Raw genomic sequence first — 24,733 nt, forward strand, 5'->3', positions numbered from 1 at the left:
TCTCGAGCGATCGGAGCGCACCGCCACTCTCCCGGGATCCCAGCCTTCGCTGGGATGACGAACGATGGCTAGCGAAGCTCCTGAACCCGACGGCCTCCTCACCCCCCGCCGCTACTGGGCCACCGTCGCGATCTGGCTCGCCATGTCGCTGTCGGTGCTCGACGGGTCGATCGCCAATATCGCGCTGCCGACGATCGCGAAGGATCTCGGCGCCAATCCGGTATCGGCGATCTGGGTGGTCAATGCCTATCAGATCGCGATCACGATGAGCCTGCTGACGGTGTCGTCGCTCGGCGACATCCTGGGCTACAAGCGTGTCTATATGGCGGGGCTGAGCTTGTTCGTGATCGCCTCGCTCGTCTGCGCGACCTCGACCAGCCTGCCCGCGCTCGCGGCGGCGCGTTTTGCGCAGGGGCTTGGATCGGCGGGAATCATGGGGGTGAACGGTGCGCTGGTGCGCTTCACCTGGCCGCGCGCGAAGTTCGGGCGCGGGCTGGGCTATAATGCGCTGGTCGTGTCGCTGGCATCGGCGGCCGGACCGAGCATCGCCGCCGCGATCCTGTCGCTCGCGTCGTGGCAATGGCTGTTCGCGATCAACCTGCCGATCGGCATCGTCAGCTTGCTGATCGGATCGCGCTGCCTGCCGGTCATCCCGACCGGATCGCAACGGCTCGATCGTGCCTCCGCCGCGCTCAACGCGCTGACCTTCGGGCCCTTCTTTCTCGGGCTGGCGGACCTTGTCCATGGCGGCGTCGCGGTGCGCGCTACGATCGAGCTGGCGATCGGGCTGCTCGCCGGAACCGTGCTGGTGCGGCGCGAATGGAGCCGGCCGCGCCCGCTGGTGCCGCTCGATCTGCTACGCATCCCGCTGCTGCGGCTCTCCTACATGACCTCGATAACCGCCTTCGCCGCGCAGGTGGCGGTGCTGATCTGCCTGCCTTTCTACCTGCTCGGACGGTTCGACTTCAGCCATGTCGAGATCGGCCTGCTGATCACCCCGATGCCGCTCGGCATCGCAGCGGCGGCGCCTTTATCGGGCCGTCTGGTCGAGCGCTATCCAGCCGGCCTGCTCGGCGGGATCGGGTTGGCACTCCAGGGCTCCGGCGCGCTGCTGCTCGCCGGTCTGCCCGATCATCCGCCCCACATACTGGCGGCGCTCGGCACTTTCGTGGTCGGCTTCGGCTTCGGCATTTTCCAGACGCCCAATAACCGGACGCTGCTCGGCACCGCCCCGCCCGAACGCAGCGGCGCCGCAGGCGGCATGCAGGCGACCGCGCGGCTGGTCGGCCAGACCTTCGGCGCGGTGCTGGTGGCGTTGATGTTCCGGATCAGCGGACCAGCCAGCCGTGCAAGCCTGCTGGCAGCGGCGGTGCTAGCGGGGATGGCGACCTTCTTCAGCTTGCGGCGGCTCTCGGTCAGGTAGCCCCCTCCTCTACCGCCGCACCGGCGTCGCGGCGCCCTCGCCTGCCACCGTTAGCCAGCGCCGTACCCGCCATTCCCGCACCAGCCCGTGAACGACATAGGGATCTGAGCGCGCAAACGCGTGCGGCACCGCCGCATCCTCGGCTTCGAACAGCAGAATCGCCCGATCGACCGGATCGTCGAGTGCACCGCCCAGAAGCAACTCGCCCCGGCTGCTCGCTTCCCAGGCGAGCTTCAGATGCACATCGCGAAACGCTGCGCGGCGATCGAGATAATCGGGCGCCAGATCGTAGATCAGCAGGAAATGCGGCATCGTCAGCGCTTCTCCGGCGTCCAGCCGCCGCCGAGCGCAGCATAAAGCTGGACCCGCGCGTTGAGCGCGTCGGTGCGCGCCTGCACCAGCCCGAGTTGCGAGGCCAGCAACTGACGCTGCGCATCGAGCTGCTCAAGATAGGGCGAATAGCCTTCCTTGTAGCGGTTGGTGGCGCGTCGGAGAACTTGCTGGAGCGCGTCGCGCTGGGCGGCGGCGGCAGCAGCCTGCTCGTCGAGGCGTTTCACACCGGCGAGCGCATCCTCGACCTCGCGGAATGCGCCAAGCGTGGCGCGGCGATAGGCGAAGGCCGCCTGATCGCGCTGGCCCGCGGCCGCCTCGGTCGCGCCGGTCAGCCGTCCGCCCTCGAACAGGGGCGCCAGCACGCTGCCGCCGAGCGACCACAAGGTGATCGGATCGACCAAGGCATCCGATACCGCCACACCCCCGCTTGCCGACAAGGTGAGACGTGGCAGGAAGCGTTTGCGCGCGGCGGCGAGCGAGCGGTCGGCGGCGGCGAGCTGATATTCGGCCTGCGCGATATCCGGCCGGCGGCGCAGAAGATCCGACGGCAAGCCAGCGGGGACACCCGGCGCCGCAAGCGAGTCGAGCTTAGCTCCGCGCGCGATCGCGTGCGGTGTATCGCCGGTAAGCAGGCTCAGGCTATCCTCGATGCGGACTATGGCGAGTTCCGCCTGCGGAATGATCTGCACCGCCGCCTGATATTCGGCGCGCGCCTGATCGAGCTCCAGTTGGGGCGAATAACCGCGATCGACCCGCGATTGGGCCAGGCGGAGCGAATCCGATCGCGCCGCCACCGTCGCCCGCGCCACGTCCAGCCGCGCGTCGAGCCCGAGCAAGGTGATATACGCGTTGGCGACCGCATTGGCGATGGCGAGGCGGGCGGCGTCCTGCCCGGCCTCGCTGGCGAGATAGGCATTGCGTGCGGCCGCTTTCTGGTCCGCCAACCGCCCGAACAGATCGATCTCGTAACCGACCTGTGCCAGCGGCTCGTAATAATTCTGGTTGAGTGGCGTGCCGACTCCACTCACGGAGCGGGAACTCCCGCCCGCGAGCGCCCCATCGAGCGTCGGCAGCAAAGCCGCCGACACGGCGCGGAGGTTGCCGCGCGCCTCGCGCACGCGCCCGGCCGAGATGGCGATATCGCTGTTATTGGCGAGCGCGCGCTCGACCAGGGCGGCCAGCACCGGATCGCCGAACGCCTGCCACCAGGTGGCGTCGATCCTGCCGGCAGCGGCATCGTCGGTGCGCCACGCAGCCGGCGGCGGCACCGGTGGCACGGCGACCGGCTGGATCTCCTTGCCCAGACAGCCGCCGAGCAGGAGCAGCAAGGCGGGAGCGAGGCGCCGCATCAGGCGCCGCCATCATGGGTGTGAACCTTGACCTCGACCGACATTCCAGGCCGCAGCCGTTTCGCCGCCTCCTGCCCCGGATCGACCGCGATTCGGATCGCTATACGCTGCGCCACCTTGACGAAATTGCCGGTGGCGTTGTCGGGCTTGAGCACCGCGAATTCGGAACCCGCAGCGGGCGCCATGTTCTCGACATGGCCGCGCAACCTGGTGCCGCCCAGCGCATCGACCTTGAAGGTCGCGCTTTGGCCGATCCGCATATTGTGCGTTTGCGCCTCCTTGAAATTGGCGACGATCCAGACGTCATGCGGGACGAGGAACAGCAATTGGGTCCCCGCCGTGACATAGGCACCGAGGCGCACCCCGATCTCGGATAGCTGGCCGTCGGCCGGCGCGCGGATGATCGTATTGTCGAGATCGACCTCCGCCAGACGAAGCTGCGCCTCGGCCGCCTCCACCGCCGCCTCCAGCGCCGCCCGGCCGACCACGACCGTACGCACGTCCTGCGTGCCGATCGCGCGGCCGGCGGTCGCCTGCCGCACCGTCGCTTCGGCCGCGAGCAGGGCGGCGCGCGTCTGGTCGCGTTCGCGGGCCGAAATCGATCCGTCGGCGACGAGCGCGTCGGCACGGCGCATGTCCTCCTTCGCACGGACCAATTGCGCTTGGGCCGACGCGATCCCGGCATCCTGGCTCTGCGTCGCCACCTCGCGCGATCGCTGCGCCTGCGCCGAATTGGCAAGTTGCGCCTTGGCGGCGGCGATATTGGCGCGCGCCTGCTCGACCCGCGCGCGATAGATACGGTCGTCGATCGTCGCGAGCACCTGGCCGGCTTTCACCTCGGCGAAATCCTGGACGAGGACCTTGGTGACATAGCCGCTCACCTGCGGGCTGATCACGGTCGTGCGGCCGCGGACATAGGCGTTATCGGTCGCCTCGTTGAAACCCGCAAAGGGTGGCAGCCGCCAGGCATAGAGCACCGCCAGGATCGCCAGCAGCGCGATTACCACGATCGACAGGGTCACCCGCATGCTGCGTTCGGGTGGTCGCCAGCCGGTCGCCGGCGGGGCGACGGGCGGATCGGATGGCGGTGCGGTGGGTTCTCCCAATTCACTTTCCCCCTTTGGCCATCTCCGCCAGCTTGCGCTGGAGCAGGATGATCGGTGACACCTCGCCGCGGCGGCGGATCGACATGCGTATCAGCAATCCCCAGATCGCGACTGCCACGGCGAGTAGGCCGACCGTGAAGAAGATGTCGTTAAAGGCAAGGATATTGGCCTCGCGCGTCACTTGCTGGGCGAGCAGGGCAGTACCCTCGGCCCCGCGCAACACCGGATCGCCGATCACGCCGCCCACGGCCCCGCCGCTAGCGCGGATCCGCGCAGCCACGATCGGATCGGTCAGCAATATGTGCTGGACGAGTTCGTTCGAATGGAATTTCTCGCGGATCACCTGCAGCGTGCCCAAAAAGGCGTTGCCGGCCAGCCCGCCGACGCTCTGACTGATGCTGAACAGCACGACGAAGCTCACGAACTGAGTGCCCCCCGCCAGCAGCATCCGTGCCATGCCGATCACCATCGCCTGGCCGAGGAACAGCAAGGAGGCAAAGCCGATGATCGCCTGGCTCAGATAGAAGTTGCTCGGCCGGGTGAGGTTGGTGCCGAACGCATCCATGAAACAGGCGATCGCGATGAGCACCACCGCGACATTGATGGGCCGCGAGACATCGGCCGGGTCGAAGGTCAGCACGCCGACCACGATTCCGGCAATCGAGGCGGCGACGATGATCAGGTTCAAGGTAACCATCTGATCGTTGATCATGCCGACTACGTTCAGCAGCCCGACCGATCCGAACGCCTGTTCCGACAGCAGGATACGCACCGAAGAAGCAACCAGCATCAACCGCACGATCTCATGCGTCGCCAGCCAGCGCGTGTTGATCAACGGGTTGGCACGGCGATGCTCGACGATCAGCCCGGCCGCGATCAGGACGATACCGCCGATCAGCGCCCAGGCGAGCCACTCGCGATCGGTCCACCACTGGATGCGCCCTTCCGACAGCACCGCGATCAGCAGCCACATGCCAGGTGCAAGCAGGCTGAAGGTGAGAAAATCGAGCGGCTCGAACGCCTTGCTTTTCTCGCTCGGCGGCAGCGGCAAGGTCATCACCGCAGCCAGCGTCGACAAGGCCATGCCGAGTTCGAACCAATAGACCATGTGCCAATCGCCCCAGTCGAGCAGCCGGGGCGACAAGGCACGCGCCAGCGGGGTGGCAAGCTGGGGAATGCAGATGCCGATCATCACGCCCGCCAGTCGTTTAGGCGGGGTCATTGCCTGCATGAGATAGAGAATGGTGAGCGTGGTGAGGCCGCTCGCGGCGATCCCACTCACAGCGCGCACCGCCACCGAGGTCCAGAAACCATGGAGGAACAGGTGCAGCAAGGTCGTCACCGCATAGACGACGAGGATGTAACGGATGAACGGCTGCAAGCCGAACTGTTGGCGATATTTGACCAGCAGCAGGTTCGCCGTGATGTTGGTCATGAAATAGGCTGCGGTCAGCCAGGTCACCTCGTCGCTGTAGAGGCCGAGTGTCCCTTGCGCGAAGTTGAGATTGACCGTCACCAGCGCGTTGCCGAGCCCGCCGGTGAGGCCGATCAGGCAGCCGATCGCGAAATAGCCCCGCCGCCGCGCGGCCGGATGATCCGGATTGGCCGGCGATCCGGGCAAGGTCGGCCGCTCGTGCGGCTTGAATATGTAGGCTGCCGGTTCGGCCATTATGCTGTCACGCTCCCGAGCCACCCCGTCCGATCATCACGGTGCAGGAGCGAGGCGTCGTCCGCAAGTGGCTACTCCCAGGCCAGAAGATCGAGAGCGGACGGATTTTTTCCACCAACCCCCGATGCTCGTCGACCAACCGACAGGCGCCAGATGCGTTGTTCAGCTTCCCGAATTATAAACCCCGGGATGCAAACCCTTGAAGCGGCCGCGCCGCCGCTCCCGCACCGTATCGCCTTCATCTCGATCATCGCCTTCTGGACGCTCTATTTCGCGGTCCTGACCTTCCGCGCGCTCGCTATCTATCATTATCATTACGGCATGGCCGCCCGCACGATCGTATCGGTCGCAGGCATCGGCATCACCATCCTGTTCTATCTGATCCTGCGTCGCATCCCTACCACGCGGATGGGGCTCGGCATCACAGTTGCCGCCTTGCTCGCCGCGCCCTGCGCGTGCGTCTATTCGACCGTCAACTATTACGCCTTCCGCCAGTCGGCGATGGAGGAAGAGAGCAAGAGTTGGAGCAAGAAGGCCGCTACGCCGGGGACCGCCATAACCCAGCCCGCGATGACCGTTGGTGCGATGAAAAGCCATGACGAGATGTCGATGCTCGGCGAGATCGCCGATCAAGCGGCCAATGGCTATTTCTTCTTCGCTTCGTGGGCGTCACTCTATCTTGCGCTCTGCTATGCGGCGCGGCTCGGCGCGGTCGAGCGTCGCGCGGCGCAATTGCAGGCGGCGGCGCAATCGGCCGAATTGCGTGCGCTGCGCTATCAGGTGAACCCGCACTTCCTGTTCAACACGCTGAACTCGCTCTCGAGCCTCGTCCTCACCGGCAAGCGCGACGAGGCCGAGCGGATGATCCTCAACCTCGCGACATTTTTCCGCACCAGCCTGACGGGCGATCCGACCGAGGATGTGCCCTTAGGTGACGAGATCCAGCTCCAGCGGCTCTATCTCGATATCGAGACGGTGCGTTTTCCCGAACGGTTGACGGTGGTGATCGATCTGCCCGAGGCTTTGCGATCGGCGTGCGTGCCGGGGCTGATCCTGCAACCTCTGGTCGAGAATGCGGTCAAATATGGCGTGTCGCGTACGCGCCGGCCGGTCACCATCCGCATCCGTGCGCGCGAGGAGCAGGGCAACCTCCAACTCACCGTCGAGGACGACGGCGATCCGATGGAAAATGACGCAGTCCAAGGCACCGGCGTGGGCCTGCGCAACGTCCGCGACCGGCTTGCGGCGCGTTATGGGGCCGATGCGCACAGCCTCTGGGGAAGACGGCCGGAAGGGGGATTCAGCGTGACCTTGCAGATACCGCTGGTGCGCGATGGTTGCTGACGTCCCGCTTCGCACGCTCATCGTCGACGACGAGCCGCTGGCGATCGAACGGCTCCAGATATTGTGCGCGCAGCTCGCCACGATCAGCCTGATCGGTACCGCCAATGACGGCGACGCAGCCCTCCGCCTGATCGAGGCGCTGACGCCCGATCTGGTGCTGCTCGACATCGCGATGCCGGGCCTCTCCGGCATGGAGGTCGCCCGCGCGCTAGAGGGCAAGGCGACGCCGCCGGCGATCATCTTCTGCACCGCCTTCGATCAGTTTGCGGTCGCCGCGTTCGACGTCGCCGCGGTCGGCTATCTGCTCAAGCCGGTCACTTCGGAGCAGCTCGCCAAAGCGGTCGCGCGCGTCCACGAACGCGTCCGCGTCGCGCGCGAGACGCCTACGCAGGCCCCCGGCTGGATCGAGGAATTCTGGGTTCCGCACCGCTCCGAGGTGATCCGCATCGCCGCGACCGACGTTGACTGGATCGAGGCCGAGCGCGATTATATGCGGCTTCACACCGGCACGCGCAGCTTCCTGCTCCACCAGACGATCAGCGAACTCGAACGCCGGCTCGATCCCGAACGCTTCATCCGCGTCCACCGCTCGACGATCCTCAGACGCGATTTCATCGATAGCCTCAAACATGACGGTCTCGGCACCTGGTCGGCCAGGCTCAACGACGGCCGTGAGGTGCGGATCGGGCGGAGCTACCAGGCGGCAGCGAAGGCGATGGCCGGGCGGGTCTGAGGCTGTTGCCATTGCGCCGAAGCCGCTACGAGGCTCACTCTCCCATTTCTGGGAGATGGCTTTCGGGACAGTCCATGAATCAATCGCTGAAGGTGTGGCTCCAGTTTCTCGGGCTTCTGGTCGTTGTGTTCGTCTTCGGCGTAGCGGTCATTTCGCTACGACGAATGGCCGGGCATTGAGCCGACGAGGCGTCACGATGAAGCCTCAGGCCTCGCTCGTTCTAACCGCTATTCTTGCCTTACCCGCCATGGCGCACGCGGATTCGCCTTTTGTCGAAGGCTGGCGCGATCGCGCGATCGGCGGGGCACTCAGCAGCGCCAAACCGTCACGATCGCTGCAACGCTGCATCACCAGCGGGCTCGGCGGATCGTCCGACGGCGCGCTGATCCACCGCGAGGAGCTCGGCCCGCGCATCGTCGAAATCGATACGCCCGCAAGGACTTTCGGCGTGCGCATCGTCGATCAGGGGAATCGGCGCGTGCTGATCTTCGTGACCGATCCCCGCATGACCGAACGCGGCGTGGCGGTGCTCAAGGGCTGCGTCTGAGCAATCCGGGAAGGCATGCGCCCTACCCTTCCCAAGCCTCGATGAACGGCGCCAGGAGCGCCCGGTACGGCTCCGCCGCACCGATCCCCGCGCGGTTGATCGGGCGGCGCACCTGCATCATGCTGGCCGTGGGAACGGGGCGCCGGTTCTCATGCGGCGCGAAGGGCTGTGCTTCTTCGGCCAGCCCGCAATGTGCCAGGATGCGACGGATCCAGCCGTCCGGCTCGGTCACCAGATCCTCGTAGGACAGGACCAGCAGACGATCGCCGAGGATCTCGCGCCATTGCGTCAGCAGGCGATCCTCCAGTCGAAAATGCGCGGCAATGTCGTTCAGATCATAGCTCCACGGCATCGCGCCGGCGGCGAAATTGGTGCGAAAGCATGACCATGCCTGATCGAGCGGATCGCGCGTCATCCAGATCAGGGGCGCGTCGGGCAACAAGGCCGCCACGAGCCCAAGGAAGCGGCTGCTGTTGACCGACTTGTCGACGATCCGCCCCGTCGCGGGATAGAGCTCGTCGAGCCAATGGTCCCACAGACGGGCCGCCGGAGCGACGCCTTGCGTTTCGACGGCGCGCGCAAGCGCGGGCCAGGACGCGCCGCCCATCTCCTCGGCGAGCAGCACCAGCCGGCTCGATTCCCCGCCATCATCGACCGCGCTGTGGCTGGTAAGGATCTGCTCGACCAGGGTCGTCCCCGATCGCGGCAGGCCGGTGACGAAGATCGTCCGTCCGGTCGGCTCGCTTTGCTGGCCGGAGATAGCTGCGATCCGCGCCGCATCATAGCCTTCGACCGCGCGCGCAGCCTCGGCCCGATCGGCCGCGTGATCGTAGGGCATGGTGGCCTTCATCAGCCGCGCGCCGCGCGCGAAGGCCGCGAAGGCGTCCGCATGCTCGCCGCGATCGGCATATGCCTTGCCCAGCGCATAATGATAAGGCGCGCGTTCGGGGCTCGGCGCCTGATCGATACCACGGCCGGCCGCGATCAAACGATCGGCGAGGTCCGGCTCGCGCGCGAAATCCACCGTCATCGCCAGCGAGAGCCAGGCCATTCCCGAATACAGCATCATCCGCGTCGCACGATCGAGCGCCTGCCGCGCCTCTTCCGCCCGACCGAGCGCGAGCGCCGAGATACCGCGAACATAGGCGTTGGTGGCCGGGTTGGGCACGTTTTCGGGCAACGAGCGGAGCAGCGCATCCGCATCCCTGGTTGCGCCGATCGTCGAGAGGAATGCGGCCTTGTGAAACTGCGCCCCGTTGCCACCGCCCGCAGCCTCGACCTGCAGATCGATCGCCTTCTTCGCCAGCGAAAGTTCGCCGTTGCCCGCGGCCAGATATGCCAATTGCTCCCACTGCCCGCCCATCGGCGCCCGGAGCGCGATCAGCCGTTCGACGATCTCGTTGATGCCGGCGCGGTCGCCCCGCTCGAGCGCGGGCCGGATCTGCGCGGCCAAGGCGACGACATTGGCGAGATTGGGGTCGGCCATGATTTCCGGATGGTTTCGTTGATCATCGACATAAGCGCGAACCCGGGGCGGGCACGCGCCCGTCGAGAAAAATTCCTGAACCCCCGCCTCCTCCCTGCGGACCTCAGGGATCGGCGGCGTCTACCCTTTGAACAGCGATCTTGTCGCCTTTATTTCAATGCCGAAATCGAAGGCGACCTGACAAAAGACTGATTTTGTAGACGCTTGTCTGTCAACGTCGCCATCGAACCGAAGCGACGCAACAGAAATCAACGGGAGAGAGGGAGGATGCCATCCATATTGGTTGGATCCACGGCGAAGACAGGGCGAGCCCCGATCGCCATCGGCGATGTCACGAAGCGACAACCCGTCCAGGTCCGCGCGGACATTCCGGACGACCACCCCGCGCTCAGCTTCCCGCCTGCCTGGCCGGGCATCGCGACGATGTCTGACGACAAGGCAATGCCCCCCGAGAAAAGCGGTGTCACCGGGTGCTGGCGCGCTGCGGATCTGAAGCGCGCGATCCGCGCGGCCGAACAGGCGGGTCTTACCGCCTATCGGGTCGAGATCGCATCCGACGGCACGATATCGATCATCGTCGGGAAATAACCGCCGGGTACGATGCGTTGCGCCGCAATCCCTTGCGGCGTCCGACAATTCTGGCACGCTGCCGCCCGACCAAAGGATCGGGGACGGGCATGAAAAATCTTGGGGTGTTGCTGGCAAGCGTGGCACTGGCGTGGGCGCCGGCGGCGCACGCGCAGAAACTACCCAACGGCATCCCTGCCAAATTCATCCCCGTGACCACGACCGACGATTATGATCGCCGCGAAGTCGACGTGAAGATGCGCGACGGCGTGACCCTGCACATGATCCTGATCGTGCCCAGGGGAACGCACGACGCGCCCATCCTGCTCGATCGCACCCCCTACAATGCCGACAAGTCGACCAGCCGGAACGACAGCAACCATGCGGTGATGCTGGTCGCGCCGGCCTACGCCGAACTGCTCCAGGCCGGCTACATCGTCGCGATCGAGGATGTGCGCGGCAAATACGGATCGAAGGGCGAGTATGTGAACGAGCGCCCCCTGATCGGGCCGCTCAACGGCACCAAGGTCGATCATTCGACCGATGCTTACGACACGATCGAATGGCTGACGAAGAACGTCAAGGAATTGAACGGCCGGGTCGGCATCATCGGCACCAGCTACGACGGGATGATGGCGGCCATGGCGCTGGTCCATCCGCATCCCGCGCTCAAGGCGGCCGCGCCGATGCACCCGGTGATCAACACCTGGATGAACGACGACGATTTCCACGGCGGCGCTCTGCGTCTGATCGGCTACGATTATTATTTCAGCCAGGATACCAAGCGCGGCAGCGGCGGCGATCTGTGGCGCGATGCCTATGACGATTACGACACCTTCCTGCGCGCCGGATCGGCGAGCGATTTCGTCAAGAGCCGCGGGCTCGACCAGATCCAATTCGTCAAGGATCTGCACGATCACCCCGCCTATGACGCTTTCTGGCAGGCGCAGGCGCTCGAGGTGATCCTGTCGAAGCAGCCGCTGACCGTGCCGACGCTCTGGATCGCCGGACAATGGGACCAGGAGGATATGTATGGCGCAGTCGCGGCCTATGAGGCGATCGCGAAGAACGACCCCAACCATTTCAACCATCTCGCGCTCGGCCCATGGCGGCATGGCGGGTGGTCGACCGCGGGCGACAGCCTCGGCCCGATCCGCTTCGAATCGGATACCGGCACATGGTTCCGCCAGCATGTGCTCATCCCGTTCCTCGACGGCTATTTGAAGACCGGCGGCAAGCCCGCCGATATCGCCCCGGTCACCGCCTTCCAGACCGGCACCAACGAGTGGCAGCGCCTGTCGACCTGGCCGACCGCCTGCATCACCGGCTGCACGCAGACGAGCCGCAAGCTCTATCTCCAGGCAGGCGGCGGCCTGTCCTTCACGGCACCGGTCGGCGATGGCGCCGACGATTATGTCTCCGATCCGGCCAAGCCGATCCCCTACCGCATCCGCCCGATCCGACCGACCGACGGGAGCGGATCGACCTGGGGCCAGTGGCTGGTCGACGATCAGCGCCCCTTCTCCGACCGGACCGACGTGCTGACGTACGAGACACCCCCGCTCGACGCGCCGATCGCGCTGGCAGGCGCCCCGATCGCCGATCTGGTCGCTGCCACCACAGGCACCGACGGCGATTTCGTGGTCAAGCTGATCGACGTCTACCCGGCCGAATATTTCCCGAAGCCCGAGCTTGGCGGCTATCAGCTGGCGGTATCGATGGACATCCTGCGCGGCCGCTATCGGGAAAGCTTTTCCGATCCCAAGCCGATCACGCCGAACGTGCCTCTATCGTACCGCTTCGCGCTGCCCAACGTGAACCACGTCTTCCTGCCCGGCCACCGCATCATGGTGCAGATCCAGTCGAGCTGGTTCCCGCTCTACGATCGCAATCCGCAGACCTTCGTGCCGAACATCTTCGACGCTAAGCCGGGCGACTATCGCAAGGCGACTATCCGGGTGTTTCACACACCCGCGCAGGCGAGCGCGATCGAATTGCCGGTGGCAGGCGACTAAACATACTTCGTCATCCCCGCCTGCGCAGGGATGACGGTTAAGCTTACCTCGCCCGATACAGCATCGCCACATTGCACCGCGCGTAACGCTTTCCAAACTCCTCCATGATCCCGGCGTCATGGACGAAGCCGAGCTTCTCATAGAGGTGGATCGCCGCTGCGCTCTTGCTGTTGCTCAGCAGGTAGAGCCGGTCGCAGCCCAGCGCATGAGCGCGCGCGATGACCGCCTGGAGCAGGAATTCGCCCGCCTTTCGCCCGCGCGCGCTTTCGAGTACGCCCATCTTGGTCAGCTCGAACTGCCGCTCGCCGGTCTTCTGCAATGCGCAGGTGCCGACGATGCCAAGCTCGGGATCCTCGACGAACAATATGTCGCCGCCAGGCGCGATGATGCGCTCGCGCGGATGTTCGAGCACGTCGAGATCGGTCTGCTCGATCCGGTACATCGTCTCGATCCACTCGGCGTTGATGCGGTAGAAATCACCCGCCAGCTTATCGCTGAACCACCGGATCGCGAGACCGCCCCGTGGCCGTCGATCGAGCGGCCGATCGGCCAGCGCCTGCTCGGCCTCGGCTACCAGCGCGAGCAACGCGGGGACGTCGCATAGCTCCGCCACGGCGGCGCGCAGGCGCGGCCAGAGCGAGGTCATCGCCAGTTCCATCGCCGCCCGCCCCTGCGCGGTCAGCGCCATCGTCTTGCTGCGCTGATCGCGCTCGTCGCGCACCGTCTCGACCAGCTCCATTTCGAGCAGTTTCGAGAGGAGCCGCGTCACCGCCGGCTGGCTGATGCCGAGCACCTCGACCGCCTCCCCGACCGTCATCGGCCCCTGGCGGTACAGGGCGGTCAGCAAAGGCATCTGACTCGGCTGGGTCGGCAGGCCGCAATCCGCCGCGATCCGCTCGGCGCCGGCCTGCAGCCGCTCGGCAAGGCGTTTCAGCCGACTGCCGAGCATCACCGCGCCTTCAAACGCAACTGCATCGATCATCACACCATTCCTCGCATTTACATAACGCACTATATAACACGTTATTTATCGATGCCAAGGAGAAGGCGCATGCGCCGAACTTGCGCATGCGCCTTGCGTCATTCTCTCATGCAGAGCCTTAGTGGAAAGACTGCAACTCGGCTGCGGCGGCGCGGAACTGCGCCTGGAATGCGGGCTGCTGCATCAGCCGCTCGGCGATCAGCATGCCATAGGTCTGCCCGGCAGTCACATCGCTGGCGAAATGCATTTCGCAGACCAGGCGGCTGTGCCCATAGTCCGCCGCACGGGCGAGGATCGCTGGCGCCTTGGTGGGCACCAGATCGGCCAGCACCGCCGCCATCGCATAGCCCATCGTCGCGTGCCCGCTCGGATAGCTGCTCTGCGGTTCGTCGTCGGTGCTGCACGGATGGAGAGTCTTGTCGACGATCCACGGACGGTTGCGCAGGAAATGATCCTTGGCGCGATCGGCCGCCGCTTTCTCCTCGGCCCGCACCGTCTGGAACAAGGCTTTGGTGGCGGGCAGGCGATCCAGGTCGAAACCCGGCCCCATGATCGCGGCGAAGATGGTGACGTCCTTGACTCGGTTGTCGGTCTTCGCCCGGGCTTCCTCAGCCGGGGTGCGCGTGCGGTCGACCACGAACAAGGCGGCCAGTTCGGCCTTGGCGATGGCGCTGCCGTCCGCCGGTGGTGGCGGCAGCAGCAGGGCCGGATCGAAATTGGCCTCGTTCAGCAGCAGCGGGCCGGCCGGGCCCGGCTTCGCCGCGACCAGAACGGTGGCGGCGAGCACAAGGGCGAGCGTGCGGCGCATCAGAATTTCACCGTGATGTCGCCGCTGATCTGGCGGCCGGGTTGGTAATAGAATTGATCGGACGTCTGGTTGACGCCGTGGGCGGCGTTACCCGACGGGCCGCTGCCCGAGAGATTAAGATTCTCGACCTTGCGCGAGTCGAACAGGTCGGTGACGTTCAGCCCGAAGCGCAGATTGCGCCACTGATAGCTCGCCGACAGCACGGTATCATTATAGGGCGAGATCCGCACCGAACGCTGCAGGACGAAGAAGGTCTGCGTCGGATCGAGCGCTTCGGTCGTGGCATATTGCGGACCGGTCCACTTATCGATCAGCGAGAAGCGGATCGGGCCATGCTTGTAGAGCAGGCCGGCCGCAGCCGTTCCTTTCGGCGCATTGGAGACCGGGTTGTGCGTGCCCGCCTCCTTGGCGTAATTGAGCGAGCCATTGGCGAAGATCGCGAAGCCGCCCGCCAGCACGTAGGTCGCCTGACCTTCTATGCCTTTGTAGAGCACGCGCCCGGCGTTGAAATAAGCTGTCTGGGCGGTGTTCGTATCATCGATCACCGTCTCTTGCTGAATCTTGTTATTGATCTTGATGTAATAGAGATCGGCATCGAGGCTGAGCCGCTCGCCATGATAGACCGCGCCGGTTTGGTAATTGGTCGAGGTCTGCGGCTGGATCGACGACAGATTTGGATTGTTGACATACAGGTCGCCGAGGATCGGCAGGGCCATGCCCTTCGCGAACTGGCCATAGACCGACAGGCGCGGCGTGACCGCATAGTTGACGGTCACGAACGGCAGATCTTTTCTGTAATTCTGGCTGATATCCTGCGGGATGCGCGTGGTTTGATTATATTTTGCGTCGATCTTCAGATTGAAATCGACATGCTTGTAGCCAGGCGTGATCGTCAGCCCTTGCAGCGGGCGCAGCTCCAGCTCGACGAACTCTTCGGCATGGCTGAAACCGCTATTCTGGTTGAACTTCACATATTGCGGCGTGTTCGCGCCCTTCACCACCTTCTCGACATAGTTGAAATTGCCGGTGACAAGATCGACGTCGGTCTGCTGGCGGAACGTGTTCGCCTCCTCGATCCACACGCCAGCGGTCAGCGCGCCGAAACCGAGGTCGAAGCGCACCTTGGGAATGTCGCCCCAGACGCGATATTTGTTGGTCTTGGTGTAGCCGGGCACGCCGGAAACCGCTTTCGCGCCGGGCGAAAGGGTCACCGTCTGCTGCGGGCCGCCGGCCGAAACCGGGAGCGCCGTCGCACTGCTGCCGCTCAGCGTCTCGTTGTCGTAATAATACGTGTAGGCCGTGTTGACGAACGTCGTGCCCGGCCGGATTTCGGCATCCAGCTTGGCGATCTCGAAATCGGTCGTCTTGGTGGTCTTGTTGTAATCCCAGTAGCTCTGGCTAGTCGGATCGTTGTTTAGATTATAATATTTGCCGTAAATCGCCTGCTGCGCCAGCGTAACACCATTCTTGTCGGGCTGGAAGAAGTGGTTCTTGTTGTATGTGCTGAGAAGCGACAGATGGACATCGTTGCCCAGCGGGATAACGACCTTGCCGAAGACGTTCTTCTGATTGTAGCCGCTGAGGCTCAGACGGCCGTCGGTCTTGATATATTGGGCTGAGATCACCGCCTCGGTGCCGTTCAATTTGTCGATCGCGCCGGTCTGGAGCAGGCCGCGGAGCAGATAGGTGTTGAAGCTGCCATAGGCGCCCTTCAACTCGATCGAGCGATCGGCGCGCGTCTCGCGCGAGAACAGGTTCATGTTGCCGCCATAGGTCGATTCACCGAGTTGGCTGGCATTGCCGGGGCCGCGATCCACCACGAGCGTTTCGACCGTGTTCGACGGGAAGAAGGTGTTTGAATGGTGCGTCGGACCGTTGGTGTCGCCGAACGGTACGCCATCGTAGGTGATGTTATATTCGCCGTCCTGGAACCCGCGGATCGTCATCTTGGACTCGTTGAGCCCGACGCCATTCTCGCCACCGGTGTTGGCGACCGAGGGCGAGATCAGCGCGATATCGTTGAAATCGGCGCTGGCAGGCAGCGAATCCTCGATGAACGAGCGCGACACGATCGAGGCCGGCTGGGTCGCCCGGAGCGATGCGGTGACCGGCGCGATCTCGTTCGCCTTGGTGCCGGTGACGACGATGTCCGAACCCTCGGCGATGTCGTTGGGCGCTGGCGCGGGAGGCGGCGGCACGCCGTCGGCGGCATGGGCGGACTGACCGGTCAGCGCCATCACCAGAGCGAGTGCAGGCACAGTTATACAGGCGCGCGAACGCCTTGCCGAAATCGTCATGGCTGAAATTCCCCAACAGGTTTTTGCTGTTGGGGCGCGGGTAGGAGCGGTTTGTGACACTTCCGTGCAAACGCATGCTGCAGAAGCGAAGGTTGTAAATTTGCAATCTAGGCGAAGGTGACGCGCCCGCGCTGATCTTCGGAATTTATCCGCGCCATGTCGAAAGCGCGCGGTATAACAGCCTGAAAAGGCTGGGGGCTCGCAATTGCCGGGATGCGGATGCGCACCTGGAGCCCCGGTGCGCCGGCCAAGAGTGCGAGGTTGCCGCGATGGAAGCGCGCGATTGCGTTGGCGATGGCGAGTCCCAGGCCGCTGCCCTTGCGCAGCGAGGAGGCGGTCCCGCGCTCGAACGGCTGCATCACCCGCGCGAGATCGCTCGCGGCGAGCCCAGGCCCGTCGTCGCTCAGTGTGATCACCGCATCATCGTGCTCGCGTTCGAGCGAGAGGACAGCGTTCGTGCCCGCCGGCGTGTGCGTCGCGACATTTTCGAGCAGATTGATCAGCAACTGGTTGATCAGATCGGCATCGCCGACGATCGCGACATCGTCGAGGCGGCGGATGGTGAGCGTGCCGCCATGATCGATCATGACGGGCTCCATCGTATCCGCCACATCCTCCACCAAAGTCCGTAGCGGCAGCGTGGCCATCGCCGACGGATGCTGGCCCGTCTCGATCTCGGCGAGCCGCAGCAGCGCCTCGAAGATACCGATGATCGACGCACACTCGCGATCGGCCCGCTCAAGCAGAGCTGTCGACCCCGGCGCGCCCTCGCGCGATGCCTGCGCCAGCATGCCGCGCAGCCGGGTGAGCGGGGTGCGTAGATCATGCGCAAGATTGCTGGAGAAGAGTTGTTGCGATCGAACCAGCTCCGCCATCTTGTCGAGCATCTGGTTTAGGCTGCCCGCCTGGACCGCGAACATGCCGTCGAGCCGGTCGGTCGGGATCCGCCGGCTAAGATCGCCACCCGCAATCGCAGTTGCGGTTTCCTGCGTTTCGGCCAGACGCTGGGCCGTCATCCGCGCGAACAGCAAGGTCGCCGTCACGCCCATGACGAGCGCGACCAGCGTGATCCCGATCACCATGATCGGCAGGAGCGCGTGGAGGCTCGCCGCCGCCTCGCTATGCTGGACGACGACGAACAGCCCGCCGGTGGAGAGCCGCGTCGCGAGCGCGCGCCCCACCTCATAATGACGGCCGCCGGCGGTAAAGCGAACGTCGGAGAAGCCGGTCGGCGGCGGACCGATATCGAGCCGCCCGGCCAGTCGCCGGCCATGGCGATCGAACAGCAGATAGGTCCGCTCGCTCAGCACCTTGCGGCGCTGCCAATCGAAGATCCTGGCCTGCACCGTCGTATCGGCCGCCGGGTCGTTCGCGACATCCGACACATATTTGGCGGTGTGATAGGTCAGCGATGCATCGATCCGCCGCGCCACCCAATCGTCGGCCACGCCGAAGCCGATCACCCCGACCGCGAGCATAGCTGCGGCGAAAGCCAGCCCGACGTCGATCGCCAGCCGGCCGAGCCGCATCGGCCCCGCCCAGAGCGGGTGCCTCAAGCGCATCGTTCGGCCCGCAGGATATAGCCGGCGCCACGCTGCGTCTCGATCGGATCGCAGCCGATCTCCTGCAGCGCGGTCCGCAACCGGCTCATATTGCTTTCGATGATGTTGGTGGTCGGCGAGAAGGAATAGGACCAGACGCATTCGAGCAGCATCGATCGCGTGACGAGCCGATCGGCATTGCGCATCAGATGCGCGAGCAGGGAATATTGCTTGCGATTGAGCACCGCCGAAGCCGAGCCATAAAGGACGCGATGGCTGCTGGGATCGAGCCGCAACCGGCCGACCTCGATGTTGACCCCGTCCGACCGCGGCACGCCGCGCCGGACGATCGCGTTGAGCCGCGCGGCGAGTTCGTCGATATCGAACGGCTTGGCGAGATAATCGTCCGCGCCCAATTGCAGCCCCTCGATCCGGTGCTTCACCGAAGAGAGCGCGCTCAGCATCAGCACCGGCACGGCACCGCTCTGGCTACGCATATGGCGGATGACCGAGGTGCCGTCGCCATCGGGCAGCATCCGATCGAGCACGACCGCATCATGCGCCCGCCCCGCCAGCGCGGCGATCGCCTCCGACCCTGTCCGTGCGAGCGTCGCACTATGGCCGAAATGGCCGAGCCCCGACACGATATGATCCGCGATAACCGGATCGTCCTCGACCACCAGCAGATGCACGCCTGACTCCTTCGCGCCGGAGCTTCGGCATCTATGACGTTTTGATTTCAGTTACGTGTCGCTTCGCAAATGCCCCTTCCCGTCTCGGGATCCCCCCGGCGCGTTTTCCAACCGTCGTACGCTCGATCCCACAGAGGGTTAATCGTCCCGCTTCCGGGGGCCAGACGGACATGATACGTTCCGGCCCATGCTCGCTTCGTTGCCGGTCGAAACCGCGTCGCCCGATCCCGATTTCGTCGTCGTCGACGTGGAAACCGCCTGTTCGCGGGTCAGCAGCATCTGCCAGATCGGAATCGTCGGCTTCCGGGGCGGGGCCGAGGTCTTCGCTTACGAGACGCTGGTCGATCCGTGCGACGACTTCTCGCCGTTCAACACCCGCATCCACGGCATCAGCTGCGATCATGTCGCCGGCCAGCCGACATTCGCCCATATCCATGCCACGATCGACGCGCATCTGTCGCGCAGGGTCACCGTGGCGCATTCCTATTTCGACAAGGGCGCGCTGGCAGCGGCTTGCCGGGTGCACGATCGCTCCGCGATCGAGACGACGTGGCTCGACAGTGTCCGCGTCGCCAAGCGCGCCTGGCCCGAACTGCCCAGCCACCGGCTCAACGTGCTGACCAAGTTCCTCGGCGTGCGCCACAAGCACCATGATGCACTGAGCGATGCGCGCGCCGCCGGCATGGTGATCGTGCGCGCGATCGACCATACCGGGATCGATCTGGCCGGCTGGCTGGCACCCGCCAACACCCGCGGCGGCGCGGCCCCCAAACCCGCGGCGGAGGGCCCGCTCAAGGACGAGCGGATCTACGTGCTGGGCGGTCCACGCGATGGGCCGCTGGGATTGCGATTGGCGCAGGCAGGCGCGCGCGTTACGGCATCGGTCGGCGTCAGCACGACGATGCTGGTGGTAAGCAACGACCAGCCATTCGGCCGCTTCGCACACGCCAGCGCACCCTACCGGCGGGCCGAGGAACTGCGCCGGGCGGGGGCGAATATCGCGATCCTGAGCGAGGACGAACTGCGTATGCGGATCGATGCGCCGTCGGACGAGGTGGCCCCTGCCCGTTGCGTTGCAGGGTGATGACCGGAGCCCGCCGCCGAGCGACGTCGAGGCGGACCGACCTGATCTTACGCTCGACGCAGCAGACCATGTGCCGGCAATGGACCCTATCGATTGATCAGCCGATGCGCGTCACGACGACCGAAACCTCCATCGCGACGAAATCCTCCGCCGCGCCAAGATAGCCCCCCGTCACGGGCATGATCTGGCGATTGTTGCGCGCGATCGCGACCGGCACCAAATTGGCGCCGCCCGTCCGGCGATGGGTGGGATCGAACGCGATCCAGCCGGCGCCCGGTAAAAAGATCTCGGCCCAGGCATGCGTCGATCCCGCGTCCCCTTCGACCGCGGCGGGATCGTAGAGATAGCCAGAAACCGCGCGCGCCCCGAAGCCCAGATGGCGCGCAGCCTCGATGAACAGGGCAGCGATATCGCGGCATGACCCGCTACGCAGATCCAGTGTCTGCTTCGGGCTCTGCGTGCCCTCTTCGTCGCGCACGCGATAGGCGATATCGGCGGTGACCCCGGCGTTGAGATCTTTGAGCAGCGCCAACGTATCCGTCTGTAGCCCGGCGACGAAACCCCGCGCCCACGTACCGACATCGCCCGTGCCCGACGCCAGCCAATCGGGCTCCCGCAACTGGCCGAGATCGATCATGTCATCGAGCGAATAAGCGAAGGGGTAGACATGCGCTGCAGGATCGATCGCGAAGATCGGCCAATCGGGTGCAGTCAGGTCCACCTCGGCCTTGCCGACGATCGTCAATGTATCGGTACGATCGGGGAAAGTCGCAGTCGCGATGAGGTTCCCGAAGATGTCCTGCGTCCAGCTGATCTCGGCTACCGGATCGCATTGCACGCTGTGCGACAGCACCACCAGTTCGTGTCCGCCGCGCGGCGACAGCAGCAACCGATGCGGCTGGAGCGTCACCGGCGAGCAATAGGCATAGTGCGTGCTGTGTTCGATGGTGAGGCGCATGAGCCTAACAACGCGCGGCGCATCGAGACGGTGCCGGAACTTCTCCATGCGCCAGCAGCTTTGATAGGAAGCGGAAGGTCGGGTCCGGTCCAAGCGCCCACTCGCGACCGAGAGAGGCCCATGATCCGCTATCACTTCAATATTCGTGACGGGACCTATATCCCCGATTGCGAAGGATCGGTGCTTCCCACGCTGGGGCACGCGCACCGGGAGGCAGTATGCCTTGCCGGCTATGTCCTGATGACCCAGCCGGGCAAGTTCTGGAACGGCGAAGCCTGGTTCGTCGAAGTCACGCTCGATGACGGCACCATGCTGTTCCGCGTCAAGTTCCAGGCCGAAAGCTTCACGGCCTGAGGGCCGTGGGCGCGTACTGGTTGGCCGACGAGAAACTGCACGTCCGTTTCATCAGGCAGTCGCGTCGCAGTTAATTCAAGTTAAGTGGGTGATATTTCCTCAGATTATTTTGTCACGTCGGCGGTCTTTTACCGCGCCCACGCGTTGCAGGGTGGCTTTCTATTCAGATGCTATGACAAGGGCCCGCACATATGGCGAACGACCTCGGCTACGACACGACCACCGGTTCCGGCGGTGAGACGCATCAACAGGCGTCGGGCGGCGCGGATGCCGCCTACCTCACGACCAACCAGGGCATCCGCGTCTCGGACAACCAGAACCAGCTCAAATCCGGCGCGCGCGGCCCCGCGCTGCTCGAGGATTTCGTACTGCGCGAGAAGATCTTCCACTTCGATCATGAGCGCATCCCCGAGCGCATCGTCCATGCGCGCGGATCGGCCGCACATGGCTATTTCGAGGCGACCGACGACATTTCGGACATCTCGAAGGCGGCGCTCTTCCAGAAGGGCAGCAAGACCCCGGTCTTCACCCGCTTCTCCACCGTCGCCGGCGGCGCCGGATCGGTCGATACGCCGCGTGACGTGCGCGGCTTCGCAGTCAAATTCTACACGCCCGAGGGTAATTGGGATCTGGTCGGCAACAATATCCCGGTCTTCTTCATCCAGGACGCGATCAAGTTCCCCGATCTGATCCACGCCGCCAAGATGGAGGCGCAGACCGGCTACCCGCAGGCCGCCACCGCGCACGATACCTTCTGGGATTTCATCAGCCTGATGCCCGAATCGACCCACATGATCATGTGGGCGATGAGCGATCGCACCCTGCCCGCCTCGTTCGCGACGATGGAGGGCTTCGGCATCCACACCTTCCAGCTGATCAACGACGCTGGCGACGTCACCTTCGTCAAATTCCACTGGAAGCCCAAGGCCGGGTTGCAATCGACCATCTGGGATGAAACGGTCAAGATCGCTGGCGCCGATCCCGATCACCAGCGCCGCGACCTGTTCGAGCGGATCGACCGCGGCGATTTCCCGACCTGGGAGCTCGGCATCCAGGCGTTCGACAAGGCGTTTGCCGACAGCCTCGATTATGACGTCCTGGACTCGACCAAGATCATTCCGGAGGAGGTGCTGCCGGTCCGCATCATCGGGCAGATGGTGCTCGATCGCTATCCCGACAATTTCTTTGCCGAGACCGAGCAGGTCGCCTTCTGCCCGGGCAACATCGTGCCGGGCATCGGTTTCTCGAACGATCCGCTGCTGCAGGGGCGGCTCTTCTCCTATCTCGACACGCAGAAGTCGCGGCTCGGCACCGCCAATTTCCACCAGCTGCCGATCAACGCGCCGAAATGCCCCGTCATGAACTTTCAGCGCGACGGCCAATTCCAGATGGCCATCCCTAAGGGCCGCACCAACTACGAGCCCAACGGCCTCTCCGCTGAAGGCGAAGCGCGCCCCGGCGACGAGCCTGGCCCGCGCGAATGCCCGGTCACCGGCTATAAATCGGTCACCGCAGCAACCGGCCCGGATGAAGAGGGCGAGAAACTGCGCGTACGCCCGGAGAGCTTCGCCGATCATTACAGCCAGGCGCGCATGTTCTTCCGCTCGCTTGCCGCACCCGAGCAGGCGCACCTCGCCTCGGCTCTGGTGTTCGAACTGAGCAAGGTCGGGCTGGCGCATGTGCGGACGCGGATGCTGTCCAACCTCGTCAACGTCGATCCCGATCTGGCCGGGCGCGTGGCCGACGGCCTTAACATGCCGGTGCCGGAAGCCTCGCCGACTGCAGTGCCGGTCAAGGACATGGAGCCCTCGCCAGCCTTGCGGATCATCGAAGGCCCGCGCGCGCCCAAGTCGATCGAGGGCCGCACGATCGCGATCCTGATCGCGGATGGCTCCGACGCCGCCGCGGTCGACACGCTTACCAGCCAGATCGGCGATGCCGGCGGCCGGCCGGTGATCGTCGCGCCCAAGGTGGGCGGTGCCAAGATGTCGGACGGCTCCTTGCTCCCGGCCGACTTCCAGCTAGCCGGTGGACCATCGGTGTTGTTCGATGCGGTGGCGCTCGCTTTGTCCGCGGAGGGCTGCGCCGCTTTGCTGAAGGAGGCGGCTGCGGTTCAGTTTGTGATGGACGCCTTCGGCCATCTCAAGGCGATCGGCCATACTGCCGAGGCGCAGCCTTTGCTCGACAAGGCCGGGGTCGAGCCGGATGATGGCGTCACGGGTCTCGACAAGGCCTTCATCGCCGCAGCGGCGAAGCGCTTCTGGGATCGCGAACCAAAGCTGCGCACATTGGCCTGAGCCCGCGCGACGCCCCCTCGAGCCTTGCCCGGGCAAGATTCGAGGGCCGCGTCCCGCGGCGCTCGATTTGGAAATCGTTGGAAGGCCGTGGCCATGCCATCGTATGGTTGAAAAGCGTTAACCTCGAATATCGGCTGTAGCCGATTGGTTCTAAAGGACGTTCTCGTTACCGAAGGTGCTGGCCTCCCCCGGACGGCATCTTCGAGCTGCCACTTTCAGCGACAGCGGACGGTCCGCCCGTTTAACGCGCGGGCGGGCCGTCAACCGCGCTGCCAGGGTGGCCCTCACAATGCCAAGGGGGGGCGGTTTCACGCCAAGCGGGCGCTCGGCCGTGTTCGACGCATCGCGCCGCCGACGATGCCGAACCCACCCAGCATCAGCATCCACGAGGCAGGCTCGGGCACCGGTACCGCCAGGAAAGCATTGCCGACCTGCGCGATTGGCTTGGTCGAAGCGATCTGGGTCGTGCCGAGCGTGCTATAAATGCGATCGAGATTGGCCATGTCGGTCGCATCGGGCGCCAAATTGGCCAGCGTGCCGTTGGTGCCGAGCTTCCCGGTGGGATCATTGGTGTAATCGGTGCAGGTGCCCGAATTGGCGTTGCCGAAATTGTGATCGGAATCGTCGAGTCCAAGCGCATTGCCCAGTTCCTGGCATGTCACCAACTGCCGCCACGCCACCGTATTGTACTTTGGTTGTGAGAAGTAATATTCATTCAGCTTGACGGTTGCCTGAACGATGTAATTGTTCAGTGTCCAAACTTGAGTATAGCCGACCCAGCCCGTCGCACCGTAATTGGCATTGCATACCTGGAGGGTGCCATAGGACGCCGCGCATGTCGTGCTGGTCGAAGGGGTGCCGGCTTTGACGACATAATCGATATACTGATCCTTCGACCATTGCGCTGCCGCAGCGGTGACATACGGTGTCCAGGCCGAGCTGACATTTGCCTTGAGCGTAATGGCCAGCGGTCCGGTCCGCGACCACTTCCACCCGTTCCATGATTGCGGCAGCAAAGTAGCCGAAACGGAGGCTGCCGCCAAATTCATCGCTGCAAAAAGCGCGCAGCCGATCACACCGCGAAAAGCGGTCTTCCCAAAGCTCGACATTTCTCAACCCCACCCAACAGCGGCCTGCGAGCGAACACC

21 protein-coding genes are annotated in these 24,733 nt (G+C 64.7%); 9 read left to right on the plus strand and 12 right to left on the minus strand.

Going from position 1 to position 24,733, the window contains the following annotated elements:
• Window positions 1–64 precede the first annotated feature (64 nt).
• Window positions 65–1,423, plus strand: coding sequence for an MFS transporter (locus tag AB4Z44_RS10800; RefSeq protein ID WP_404714033.1), 1,359 nt, complete (start codon window positions 65–67; stop codon window positions 1,421–1,423).
• 9 nt (window positions 1,424–1,432) lie between these two features.
• Here the strand turns inward: AB4Z44_RS10800 and AB4Z44_RS10805 are convergent, their stop codons facing one another.
• The 4 genes from AB4Z44_RS10805 to AB4Z44_RS10820 are packed head-to-tail and all read right to left on the minus strand — an operon-like array spanning window position 1,433 to window position 5,880.
• Window positions 1,433–1,735, minus strand: coding sequence for a YciI-like protein (locus AB4Z44_RS10805; RefSeq protein WP_404714034.1), 303 nt, complete (start codon window positions 1,733–1,735; stop codon window positions 1,433–1,435).
• A 2-nt stretch (window positions 1,736–1,737) separates the two neighbouring features.
• On the minus strand, window positions 1,738–3,105 hold the full coding sequence (locus AB4Z44_RS10810) for an efflux transporter outer membrane subunit (protein WP_404714035.1): 1,368 nt from the start codon (window positions 3,103–3,105) through the stop codon (window positions 1,738–1,740).
• Entirely contained in the window at window positions 3,105–4,211 is a 1,107-nt protein-coding gene (locus tag AB4Z44_RS10815) for an HlyD family secretion protein (protein ID WP_404714036.1), read from the minus strand. Before AB4Z44_RS10815 ends, AB4Z44_RS10810 begins: the two co-directional genes overlap by 1 nt.
• A gap of 1 nt (window position 4,212) precedes the next feature.
• The gene (locus AB4Z44_RS10820) at window positions 4,213–5,880 is read right to left on the minus strand and encodes an MFS transporter (RefSeq protein ID WP_404714037.1); all 1,668 of its coding nucleotides are present in this window, start codon (window positions 5,878–5,880) and stop codon (window positions 4,213–4,215) included.
• A gap of 189 nt (window positions 5,881–6,069) precedes the next feature.
• Here AB4Z44_RS10820 and AB4Z44_RS10825 point away from each other — a divergent pair, with 189 nt between their 5' ends.
• The 3 genes from AB4Z44_RS10825 to AB4Z44_RS10835 all read left to right on the plus strand — a co-directional run bounded on the left by AB4Z44_RS10825 (window position 6,070) and on the right by AB4Z44_RS10835 (window position 8,504).
• Window positions 6,070–7,224, plus strand: coding sequence for a sensor histidine kinase (locus tag AB4Z44_RS10825; protein WP_404714038.1), 1,155 nt, complete (start codon window positions 6,070–6,072; stop codon window positions 7,222–7,224).
• The gene (locus tag AB4Z44_RS10830; RefSeq protein WP_404714039.1) at window positions 7,214–7,957 is read left to right on the plus strand and encodes a LytR/AlgR family response regulator transcription factor; all 744 of its coding nucleotides are present in this window, start codon (window positions 7,214–7,216) and stop codon (window positions 7,955–7,957) included. The genes AB4Z44_RS10825 and AB4Z44_RS10830 overlap by 11 nt, the downstream gene beginning before the upstream one ends.
• A 196-nt stretch (window positions 7,958–8,153) precedes the next feature.
• On the plus strand, window positions 8,154–8,504 hold the full coding sequence (locus AB4Z44_RS10835; protein WP_404714040.1) for a hypothetical protein: 351 nt from the start codon (window positions 8,154–8,156) through the stop codon (window positions 8,502–8,504).
• 22 nt (window positions 8,505–8,526) lie between these two features.
• Here the strand turns inward: AB4Z44_RS10835 and AB4Z44_RS10840 are convergent, their stop codons facing one another.
• The gene (locus AB4Z44_RS10840; RefSeq protein WP_404714041.1) at window positions 8,527–9,990 is read right to left on the minus strand and encodes a sulfotransferase; all 1,464 of its coding nucleotides are present in this window, start codon (window positions 9,988–9,990) and stop codon (window positions 8,527–8,529) included.
• A gap of 279 nt (window positions 9,991–10,269) precedes the next feature.
• Between AB4Z44_RS10840 and AB4Z44_RS10845 the strand changes: the two genes are divergently transcribed.
• A complete protein-coding gene (locus AB4Z44_RS10845; RefSeq protein ID WP_404714042.1) occupies window positions 10,270–10,578 on the plus strand; it encodes a hypothetical protein in 309 nt (102 codons plus the stop codon).
• 89 nt (window positions 10,579–10,667) lie between these two features.
• Window positions 10,668–12,572, plus strand: coding sequence for a CocE/NonD family hydrolase (locus tag AB4Z44_RS10850; protein ID WP_404714043.1), 1,905 nt, complete (start codon window positions 10,668–10,670; stop codon window positions 12,570–12,572).
• Between the two features lie 43 nt (window positions 12,573–12,615).
• Here AB4Z44_RS10850 and AB4Z44_RS10855 read toward each other — a convergent pair whose 3' ends face one another.
• The 5 genes from AB4Z44_RS10855 to AB4Z44_RS10875 all read right to left on the minus strand — a co-directional run bounded on the left by AB4Z44_RS10855 (window position 12,616) and on the right by AB4Z44_RS10875 (window position 18,892).
• Window positions 12,616–13,554 (minus strand): GNAT family N-acetyltransferase, encoded by a 939-nt coding sequence (locus tag AB4Z44_RS10855; RefSeq protein ID WP_404714044.1) that lies wholly within the window; start codon window positions 13,552–13,554, stop codon window positions 12,616–12,618.
• Window positions 13,555–13,672: 118 nt separating this feature from the next.
• Window positions 13,673–14,362: a phosphatase PAP2 family protein gene (locus AB4Z44_RS10860; RefSeq protein ID WP_404714045.1), complete on the minus strand. Its 690-nt coding sequence runs from the start codon at window positions 14,360–14,362 to the stop codon at window positions 13,673–13,675.
• Window positions 14,362–16,659, minus strand: a complete 2,298-nt coding sequence (locus tag AB4Z44_RS10865) for a TonB-dependent receptor (RefSeq protein WP_404714046.1) — start codon at window positions 16,657–16,659, stop codon at window positions 14,362–14,364. The genes AB4Z44_RS10860 and AB4Z44_RS10865 overlap by 1 nt, the downstream gene beginning before the upstream one ends.
• 107 nt (window positions 16,660–16,766) lie before the next feature.
• The gene (locus tag AB4Z44_RS10870; RefSeq protein WP_404714047.1) at window positions 16,767–18,221 is read right to left on the minus strand and encodes a sensor histidine kinase; all 1,455 of its coding nucleotides are present in this window, start codon (window positions 18,219–18,221) and stop codon (window positions 16,767–16,769) included.
• Window positions 18,212–18,892, minus strand: coding sequence for a response regulator transcription factor (locus AB4Z44_RS10875; protein WP_404714048.1), 681 nt, complete (start codon window positions 18,890–18,892; stop codon window positions 18,212–18,214). The genes AB4Z44_RS10870 and AB4Z44_RS10875 overlap by 10 nt, the downstream gene beginning before the upstream one ends.
• Window positions 18,893–19,079: 187 nt before the next feature.
• On the opposite strand from AB4Z44_RS10875, the gene AB4Z44_RS10880 reads away from it, so the two are divergent.
• Entirely contained in the window at window positions 19,080–19,976 is an 897-nt protein-coding gene (locus AB4Z44_RS10880; RefSeq protein WP_404714049.1) for an exonuclease domain-containing protein, read from the plus strand.
• Between the two features lie 97 nt (window positions 19,977–20,073).
• On the opposite strand, the gene AB4Z44_RS10885 is transcribed toward AB4Z44_RS10880, so the two are convergent.
• The gene (locus AB4Z44_RS10885; RefSeq protein WP_404714050.1) at window positions 20,074–20,934 is read right to left on the minus strand and encodes a transglutaminase domain-containing protein; all 861 of its coding nucleotides are present in this window, start codon (window positions 20,932–20,934) and stop codon (window positions 20,074–20,076) included.
• 120 nt (window positions 20,935–21,054) lie between these two features.
• On the opposite strand from AB4Z44_RS10885, the gene AB4Z44_RS10890 reads away from it, so the two are divergent.
• Both AB4Z44_RS10890 and AB4Z44_RS10895 read left to right on the plus strand, forming a co-directional pair.
• Window positions 21,055–21,288, plus strand: coding sequence for a DUF6894 family protein (locus tag AB4Z44_RS10890; RefSeq protein ID WP_404714051.1), 234 nt, complete (start codon window positions 21,055–21,057; stop codon window positions 21,286–21,288).
• A gap of 191 nt (window positions 21,289–21,479) precedes the next feature.
• Window positions 21,480–23,585 carry a catalase gene (locus AB4Z44_RS10895; protein ID WP_404714052.1) on the plus strand — a complete coding sequence of 702 codons (2,106 nt, stop codon included), beginning with the start codon at window positions 21,480–21,482 and terminating at the stop codon, window positions 23,583–23,585.
• Between the two features lie 308 nt (window positions 23,586–23,893).
• Here the strand turns inward: AB4Z44_RS10895 and AB4Z44_RS10900 are convergent, their stop codons facing one another.
• The gene (locus AB4Z44_RS10900; protein WP_404714053.1) at window positions 23,894–24,694 is read right to left on the minus strand and encodes a PEPxxWA-CTERM sorting domain-containing protein; all 801 of its coding nucleotides are present in this window, start codon (window positions 24,692–24,694) and stop codon (window positions 23,894–23,896) included.
• Window positions 24,695–24,733 lie beyond the last annotated feature (39 nt).

Origin of the sequence: Sphingomonas sp. MMS24-J13 (assembly GCF_044905095.1) — a bacterium.
GTDB lineage: Bacteria > Pseudomonadota > Alphaproteobacteria > Sphingomonadales > Sphingomonadaceae > Sphingomonas_I.